General features: G+C 75.0%; 8 protein-coding genes. 5 read left to right on the forward strand and 3 right to left on the reverse strand.

The features are described 5' to 3' along the window. Window positions 1-136: 136 nt before the first annotated feature. Complete coding sequence (locus GTW67_RS09225) at window positions 137-916, reverse strand: nucleopolyhedrovirus P10 family protein (protein ID WP_161164318.1); 780 nt, start codon at window positions 914-916, stop codon at window positions 137-139. A gap of 85 nt (window positions 917-1,001) precedes the next feature. On the opposite strand from GTW67_RS09225, the gene GTW67_RS09230 reads away from it, so the two are divergent. The 5 genes from GTW67_RS09230 to amaP are packed head-to-tail and all read left to right on the forward strand — an operon-like array spanning window position 1,002 to window position 3,288. Beyond that, a complete protein-coding gene (locus GTW67_RS09230) occupies window positions 1,002-1,463 on the forward strand; it encodes an Asp23/Gls24 family envelope stress response protein (protein WP_161164319.1) in 462 nt (153 codons plus the stop codon). Window positions 1,464-1,491: 28 nt separating this feature from the next. Then, a complete protein-coding gene (locus GTW67_RS09235) occupies window positions 1,492-1,677 on the forward strand; it encodes a hypothetical protein (protein ID WP_161164320.1) in 186 nt (61 codons plus the stop codon). Beyond that, window positions 1,674-2,057: an Asp23/Gls24 family envelope stress response protein gene (locus GTW67_RS09240; RefSeq protein WP_161164321.1), complete on the forward strand. Its 384-nt coding sequence runs from the start codon at window positions 1,674-1,676 to the stop codon at window positions 2,055-2,057. The genes GTW67_RS09235 and GTW67_RS09240 overlap by 4 nt, the downstream gene beginning before the upstream one ends. Next, a complete protein-coding gene (locus GTW67_RS09245) occupies window positions 2,054-2,704 on the forward strand; it encodes a DUF6286 domain-containing protein (protein WP_161164322.1) in 651 nt (216 codons plus the stop codon). Before GTW67_RS09240 ends, GTW67_RS09245 begins: the two co-directional genes overlap by 4 nt. Then, window positions 2,701-3,288, forward strand: coding sequence for an alkaline shock response membrane anchor protein AmaP (gene amaP, locus GTW67_RS09250; protein WP_161164323.1), 588 nt, complete (start codon window positions 2,701-2,703; stop codon window positions 3,286-3,288). Before GTW67_RS09245 ends, amaP begins: the two co-directional genes overlap by 4 nt. 80 nt (window positions 3,289-3,368) lie before the next feature. Here the strand turns inward: amaP and GTW67_RS09255 are convergent, their stop codons facing one another. Both GTW67_RS09255 and GTW67_RS09260 read right to left on the reverse strand, forming a co-directional pair. Continuing rightward, window positions 3,369-4,133, reverse strand: a complete 765-nt coding sequence (locus tag GTW67_RS09255) for an SDR family oxidoreductase (protein WP_161164324.1) — start codon at window positions 4,131-4,133, stop codon at window positions 3,369-3,371. Between the two features lie 4 nt (window positions 4,134-4,137). Further along, window positions 4,138-5,925 (reverse strand): glycoside hydrolase family 15 protein, encoded by a 1,788-nt coding sequence (locus GTW67_RS09260; protein WP_161164325.1) that lies wholly within the window; start codon window positions 5,923-5,925, stop codon window positions 4,138-4,140. Between the last annotated feature and the right edge of the window lie 129 nt (window positions 5,926-6,054).

Raw genomic sequence — 6,054 nt, forward strand, 5'->3', positions numbered from 1 at the left:
GCACGCCACCCGCTCGGCGCCGCGCGGCTCGTTCCGTCCGTGTCCCGGCGTCGCCCGGGGTGCCGCCCCGCCCGGGGTACCGCCCGCCCGGGATGCCGCCCCGCCCGGCGTCGCCCGGCTTGGTCCGTCCGTGTGCTCAGTCGATCGCCGTCACCAGTACGGCCACCGTGGGGTGGTCCGGCAGGGACTCGGCCACTGCCGCCCTCACCTGCCGGGCCACCTCCGCGGTCGTCCGGTCCGCGTCGACCGCCAGCTCCACCCGGACATGGCGGTGCGGCAGGGCGGCCTCCTGGCCGGGGTCCCGCTTCGTGATGGTCACCGGACGGCCCAGCGTGCGGGTCAGTTCCCGCACACCGGGCACCGTGAGCGCGGCACCCGCCGCCCGGCCCTCGTCGGTGTCGTCCGCCGCGCCCTCGCCCGCAGGGGCGTCCAGGGCCGCCTTGCCCGGCCCCGGCTCCGGCACCGTCACCGGCCCGGGTTCCGACCCGGCCTCGGGCGCCTCCTGCCGCTCCGGTGGTGCGTCCAGCAGTTCCGTCGCTCGTAGGTCCACCTCCGTCACCGTCAGGCCGATGCGGCGTGTCGCCGCCTCCGTCAGGGCCGTGCGCAGGCGGGCCGCCGAGGCCGGAAGGGGCTCGGCCGCCGACGCCGCGAAGTCGGCCGTCACTCGCAGCGCGCCGGGCGGCAGCGCGCTGGGCGGCGCCGGCACGACCGGCTCCGAAGTCTCCTGCGGGGCGGCGAGGGCGATGCGCAGGCGTCCGGGCCGTACGCCCGGCACGTTCCGGGCCGCGGCCAGCAGCGCGTCCCGTGCCGCGCGTTCGGCGACCCACGCGCCGTCCCGCGGCCCGCCCAGCGGCAGCAGCCTGCCGAGCCCCAGCTGCTCCCGTACCGTCCGCGTCCACCGATCAGGCGTTGTCATTCCTTCAGCCTGCCGCATCCCCGGCGCGCGATCGCGTCACCGTGCTTACGGTGGGAAAGAAGGACGACCGAAGGGATGTGGGGACATGAGCGACTTGACCGAGAAGGACACGTCGGAGACCGGCAGGGCGCAGGGCGTACGGCGCGGAGGCGGCGACCCCGGTACCCGCGGCAAGACCACCATCGCCGACGGCGTCGTGGAGAAGATCACCGGAATGGCGGCACGCGATGTCTCGGGTGTGCACGCCCTGGGCAGCGGCATGGCACGTACCTTCGGCGCCGTCCGGGACCGGGTGCCCGGCGGCGGGAAGTCGGTGACGCGCGGCGTGAAGGCCGAGGTCGGCGAGAAGCAGACCGCCCTCGATCTGGAGATCGTCGTCGAGTACGGCGTGTCGATCAGCGACGTGGCCCGCGATGTACGGGAGAACGTGGTGGCGGCGGTGGAGCGGATGACCGGCCTGGAGGTCGTCGAGGTCAACATCGCGGTCAGCGACGTGAAGCTGCCGGACGAGGAGGACGAGGAGCAGGACGAGCCGCGGATCAGGTGACGGGACGACGGACTGAGGGGAGCGCACCATGAGCATGGCGGTGATCGGCATGATCGCCGGGATGGCGTTGGGATTCGCCGGGTACTTCGGCGGCTTCGGCGCCTTCCTGTTGGTGGCGGCCCTGGGCGCCGTCGGGTTCGTCGCCGGCCGGTTCCTGGAAGGGGACATGGAGCTCGGCGACCTGTTCCGCGCCCGTGACGACCGGCGGCGGTGACCGGCGTGAGCGAGGGAGCCGGTGAGGTCCGCGAAGCCATGACACCGGTTCCCGCGGGCGAACGCGGCGCCACGCGGATCGCCGACCGGGTCGTCGCCAAGATCGCCGCCCAGGCGGCGCGCGAGGCGGTCGGCGTACTCCATCCGGACGCCGAACGCCCGCACGCCACCGTCGTCGTCCACCACGACATCGCCCGCGTACGCGTCCACGTGGAGCTCGACTACCCGTGCGACATCGGCGCCCGCTGCGGACAGGTGCGTCACCAAGTCGTCCAGCGGGTACGCGGGTTGGCGGGTATGGCGGTGCCGGACGTCGGCGTCCAGGTGGAGCGGCTGCACCTGGCGGCGGAGTACGGCGCCCGACAGCGGAGGACGCGATGAGCGAACCGCAGGGCACCGAGGGCAGCACGGAGCGCCTGCCCGTACTGGAGAAGCCGGACGACACCGGGCCCCCGCCGGAAACCCCGGCGGAGGGCGAGCAGGGCCCGCGCGGCCGCTTCTGGTCGGCGCGCCGCGTCCCCGCGGGCATCGTCGCCCTGCTGCTCCTGGTCGCCGCGGGTGCCTTCCTCTACGACGTCGTCGCCGTCCGCGCCGGCCGCTCCGCCCTCGGCTGGCGCCGCGACCTGGCCCGGCAGCTCGCGGAACGGCCCCTCGACGACACCTGGGTGCGGGTCGGTGCCGGCGTCGCCGCCGCCCTCGGGCTCTGGCTGCTCGTGCTGGCGCTCACGCCCGGCCTGCGCAGGATCCTGCCGATGCGGCGCGGCCATCCGGACGTCCGCGCGGGACTGCACCGGGACGCCGCGTCCGCGGTGCTGCGCGACCGGGCCGTGGAGGTCGCCGGCGTGCAGTCGGCGCGCGTGAAGATGCGCCGCAGGAAGGCCCGGGTGCGCGCGCTCGCCCACTTCAGGGAACTGGACGACGTACGAGCCGATCTCGACGGCGTGCTCGACGACACGGTGCGGGGGCTGGGGCTGGCCCGGCCGCCCGCCGTGTCGGTCCGGGTGGCGCGGCCGGGACGGAAGGGGTGAGGACCGTGCTCAGGACCGTCGACCGGGTGCTGCTGGCGCTCGTGGGCCTGGTGCTGATCGCCGTGGGCGGCGCCGTGCTCGCGGTGTCGTTCGACGTGTCGCCCCCCTCCTGGTGGGTGCACCAGGGGCCGCACGACGTGCTGCTCACGCAGGCCGAGCGGACCCGCTGGCGGGACGCCGGCTGGTGGTGGCCGGTCGTCATCGCCGCGCTCGCCGTCCTGCTGCTGCTCGCCCTGTGGTGGCTGGTCGCGGTGCTGCGCCGCCGCCGGCTCTCCGAGGTCCTCGTCGACACCGGCGACGGCGAGGGCGCGGCGCTGCGCGGCCGGGCCCTGGAGGGCGTCCTCGCCGAGGAGACGGACCGGGTGGACGGGGTCGAGCGGGCCAAGGTCCGGCTCACCGGGCGGCGCGACGCCCCACGCGCCCGGGTCCGGCTGCTGCTGGCGCCGCACGTGGACCCCGGCAGCGCGCTGGACGACCTCACCACGCGCGCCCTCACCCACGCCCGCGACTCGGCGGGCCTGGCCGCCCTCCCGGCGGAGGTACGCCTCCACGGCGTCAAGCACCACGCCGAACGGGTCAGCTGACCCCGACCCGGAACCACGCACCGCGCCCACGTACCGGGCCCCGCCCGCCCGGTGACGCCGGGCCTCTGCCTGCCGGTGGACTAGAAGCCGTGCCGGCCGCCGCCGTCCACCGGCAGCATCACGCCCGTCACGTACGACGCCGCGGGGGACAGCAGGAACGCCGCCGTACGGCCGAACTCCTCCGGGGTGCCGTAGCGGCGCAGCGGGATGCGGGACTCGCTCGCCGCCCTGGTCGCCTCCGGGTCGGCGGACAGGGCGTCCAGCTCGCGCACCCGGTCGGTGTCGATGCGGCCCGGCAGCAGGCCGACGACGCGGATGCCGCGCGGGCCCAGCTCGTCGGCGAGGGACTTCGCGAAGCCCGCCAGGCCCGGCCGCAGGCCGTTGGAGATGGTCAGGCCCGGGATCGGCTCGTACACCGAACCCGACAGCACGAAGCCGATGACACCGCCGTCCTCCAGCTCGGCGGCCGCCGTGCGCGCCAGCCGCACCGCACCGAGGAACACCGACTCGAACGCGGCCTGCCACTGCTCGTCGGTGTTGTCGGCGACGAAGCCGGGCGGCGGTCCGCCCACACTGATCAGCACGCCGTCGAAGCGCCCGAAGCGCTCACGGGCCGTCTCGACCAGCCGGGCGGCGGCCCCGGGGTCGGCGTTGTCGGCGGCCACGCCCACGGCGGCCACCGCGTCGGGGCTCAGCGCGGACGCGGCGTCGGCGGCGCTCTTCTCGTCCCGCCCCGTGACGATCACCTTCGCGCCGTCGGCGACCAGCTCGCGCGCGGCGGCGTTGCCCAGGCCGCGGGTGGCTCCGGTGACGACGTACACCCGGTCCTTCAGTCCAAGATCCATGGCCCTATCCTGCCCCCTCGTCGCGGAACAGGGCGAGGGCGGTGTTCACCAGGCCGATGTGGCTGAACGCCTGCGGGAAGTTCCCGAGCTGGTGACCCGCCACCGGGTCGTACTCCTCGGCCAGCAGCCCCACGTCGTTGGCGAGCCGCACCAGCCGCTCGAACAGTTCCCGGGCCTCCTCGGTCCGGCCGGTCGCGTGCAGGGCGTCCGCGTACCAGAACGAGCACACCAGGAACGTGCCCTCGCCGCCGGGCAGGCCGTCCACGGGCGGGCCCTCGGTGCTGTAGCGGCGCACCAGGCCGTCCCGGGTCAGCTCCTTGCCGATCGCCTCGACGGTGCCGACGACGCGGGGATCGTCCGCGGGCAGGAAGCCCACGCGCGGGATGAGCAGCAGCGCGGCGTCCAGCTCGGCCGAGCCGTAGGACTGGGTGAAGGTGTTGCGCTCCGGGTCGTAGCCCTTCTCGCACACCTCCCGGTGCACCTCCTCGCGCAGCGCGCGCCAGCCGGCCAGGTCGCCGCCGCCCAGCTCCGGGTGGTCCTCCAGGGTGCGCACCGCCCGGTCGAGGGCGACCCAGGTCATCACCTTCGAGTGCACGAACTGCCGGCGCTCGCCGCGCACCTCCCACAGTCCCTCGTCCGGCTGCCGCCAGACCGTGGTCAGGAAGTCCATCAGCGCGCACTGGAGCTCCCACATCTGCGGCTGCGGGTGCATGCCGGCCAGCCGGGCCAGCGACAGGGAGTCCATGACCTCGCCGTACACGTCGAGCTGGAGCTGGTTCACGGCGTCGTTGCCGACCCGTACGGGCGTCGACCCGGCGAAGCCGGACAGCCACGGCAGTTCGAACTCGGGCAGCCGCCGCTCGCCGGCCAGGCCGTACATGATCTGGAGGTCGGCCGGGTTGCCCGCGACCGCGCGCAGCAGCCAGTCGCGCCAGGCCTCGGCCTCCGCCAGATAGCCCGCCGACAGCAGGGCGCCCAGGGTGAGCGTGGAGTCGCGCAGCCAGCAGAAGCGGTAGTCCCAGTTGCGGACGCCGCCCGGTTCCTCGGGCAGCGAGGTGGTGGCGGCGGCCACGATGCCGCCGGTCGGCCGGTAGGTGAGTGCCTTCAGCGTGATCAGGGAGCGCACCACGGCGTCCCGGTGGGGACCGTCGTAGCGGCAGTGGGCGGCCCAGGCACGCCAGTCCTCGACGCTGTGCTCCAGCGCCTCGTACGGGTCGATCAGCGGCGGGCGCGGCTCGTGCGAGGGGTGCCAGGTGAGGACGAACGCGACCTTCTCGCCCTCGGCGACCGTGAACTCCGCGTGCGTCCCGAAGTCCTGCCCCCAGCTGTGCACCTCGGGCTCGCTGCGCAGCCACGCGGAGTCCGGTCCGGCGACGGCCACCCGGTGGCCGTCGGACCGGCGCATCCACGGCACGATCGAGCCGTAGTCGAAGCGGAGCCGCAGCGCGCTGTGCACGGTGACCTCTCCGCGCAGGCCCTCCACGACGCGCACCAGGTCGGGGGCGCGGTCGCGCTGGGGCATGAAGTCGGTGACCCGGACGGCGCCGTCGTCGGTCTCCCACTCGGTGTCGAGGACGAGGGTGTCGGAGCGGTAGGCGCGCCGGGTGCAGCGCTCGGCGCCCACGGGGGCGATGCGCCAGTGGCCGTTCTCCTCGTCGCCGAGCAGCCTGGCGAAGCAGGCGGCGGAGTCAAAGCGGGGCAGGCACAGCCAGTCCACGGAGCCGTCCGTGCCGACCAGGGCCGCGGTCTGCTGGTCGCCGATGAGCGCGTAGTCCTCGATGTGGGGGTGCACGGGGTTCCGTCTTCCCGGCCGCCGACGGAGCAATCGGCTCCGGCCCGGCCCCCGCACGGCCGGTGGCGTGCGGCTAGGGTCTGTCGTTTGGATCAGGTCGGCTGAGAGAGACGGTGCGTCTGGGCCGAC

The organism is Streptomyces sp. SID5910, assembly GCF_009862125.1.
Lineage (GTDB): Bacteria > Actinomycetota > Actinomycetes > Streptomycetales > Streptomycetaceae > Streptomyces.

Bases quoted from the DNA above. Each gene is read 5' to 3' on its own strand.
- GTW67_RS09225 (WP_161164318.1), bottom strand. From the start codon at position 916: ATGACAACGCCTGATCGGTGGACGCGGACGGTACGGGAGCAGCTGGGG.
- GTW67_RS09255 (WP_161164324.1), bottom strand. From the start codon at position 4,133: ATGGATCTTGGACTGAAGGACCGGGTGTACGTCGTCACCGGAGCCACC.
- GTW67_RS09245 (WP_161164322.1), top strand. From the start codon at position 2,054: ATGAGCGAACCGCAGGGCACCGAGGGCAGCACGGAGCGCCTGCCCGTA.
- GTW67_RS09235 (WP_161164320.1), top strand. From the start codon at position 1,492: ATGAGCATGGCGGTGATCGGCATGATCGCCGGGATGGCGTTGGGATTC.
- GTW67_RS09230 (WP_161164319.1), top strand. From the start codon at position 1,002: ATGAGCGACTTGACCGAGAAGGACACGTCGGAGACCGGCAGGGCGCAG.